Here is a 1,094-nt window from a genome sequence, read left to right as displayed (position 1 = left end):
CTTGCGGTGGCTTTTTCTCTTCTATGGTTTCAACACTGAAACTGGCTGAATCGCCGATATTAGTGAAGCTTAAGGTTTGGACGCAATACACGGTTAATGCGGCCAACCAGCATCATCAAGCCTGTTTTGAACACGCCGTGAAGTGCCATCAAGTGCATGCGGTATAGTGAGATATAAACAACACGTGCAATACGGCCTTCAACCATCATCGAACCTTTGGTTAAGTTACCCATCAAGCTACCTACTGTAGAGAAGCGGCTTAGAGACACTAAAGAACCATGGTCTTTGTACACGTAGTTTTTCAACTCACGACCATTTAGCTTCGCCACAATGTTGCTGAACGCTTGGCTAGCCATTTGGTGCGCAGCTTGCGCACGAGGTGGCACAAATGAGCCGTCTGGTTGTGTGCATTGCGCCAAGTCGCCGATAACAAAAATATCGTCATCACGCGTTGTTTGCAGTGTTCCTTTCACAACCAATTGGTTAATACGGTTTGTTTCTAGACCTGCAATGTCTTTGATGAAATCAGGTGCTTTGATACCCGCAGCCCAAACCATGATTTGCGCAGGAATCTTTTCGCCATCTTTGGTAGTTAGGCCGTCTTTCTCCGCCTTAGTCACCATCGTTGCTGTACGAACGTTTACACCCAGCTTAACAAGCTCTTGATGCGCCGCAGACGAAATACGTGGTGGCAATGCAGGAAGAATGCGCTCGCCCGCTTCAATCAGGTTAACATTCAGCTTGCTTGAATCTAGATCACCAAATCCATAAGTGCGAAGTTCTTTCACGGCATTGTGCAGCTCAGCCGATAGCTCAACGCCCGTTGCACCAGCACCAACGATCGCGATATCCACTGTGCCGTTACCGTTTTTCGCGTGCAGCTTTAGGAACTCGTTGTTCATTTCTGTACGGAAACGGTGCGCTTGTTCTGGGCTATCTAGGAAAATACAGTTTTCGCGAACGCCTGGAGTGTTGAAATCGTTCGATGTTGAACCAATCGCCATCACTAGAAGATCGTATTCTAGCTCGCGGCTTGGCATAAGAAGTTCACCGTGCTCGTCTTTCAGTTCACTTAAAATGATCACTTTACGTTC

1 protein-coding gene is annotated in these 1,094 nt (G+C 47.3%); it reads right to left on the bottom strand.

The annotated features are described in order from the left end of the window. Nucleotides 1–59: 59 nt before the first annotated feature. A partial coding sequence (locus tag R7Z50_RS24680; RefSeq protein ID WP_318149375.1) for an NAD(P)/FAD-dependent oxidoreductase occupies nt 60–1,094 on the bottom strand: 1,035 nt, incomplete at its 5' end.

Source organism: Vibrio sp. 1249-1, assembly GCF_033340495.1.
This window is presented reverse-complemented; position numbering and strand designations above follow the sequence as displayed.